This window comes from Herbidospora sp. RD11066 (assembly GCF_054661255.1).
In genome coordinates this window covers 1-269 of sequence record NZ_BAAGDO010000167.1, presented here as the reverse complement: position 1 = coordinate 269, position 269 = coordinate 1, and the positions used below count along the sequence as shown (strand labels likewise).

Annotated in this window: 1 pseudogene; it reads left to right on the top strand. The window is 39.0% G+C overall.

The annotated features are described in order from the left end of the window. Positions 1-175 (top strand): annotated as a pseudogene (locus ACYQ78_RS39665) (NADP-specific glutamate dehydrogenase); the annotation flags it as partial. Positions 176-269: the final 94 nt, after the last annotated feature.

Below are 269 nucleotides of genomic sequence, written 5' to 3'. Positions count from 1 at the left end.
CTCATGGACTCGTGAAGAAGTTGATGGACGTCTCAAAGACATCATGACAAACATCTTCAACACAGCTAAAACAACTTCAGAAACATACGGTCTTGATAAAGACTACCTTGCAGGAGCAAACATTGCTGCCTTTGAAAATGTAGCAAATGCTATGATCGCACAAGGTATTGTTTAAGATTTATTTGCTCAATCCTCAATCGCTTTGATTGGGGATTTTTTGGTTGAGTTAAACAGTTAGAAAATTACTTACTCGCCCCCTTTTTTGCCCC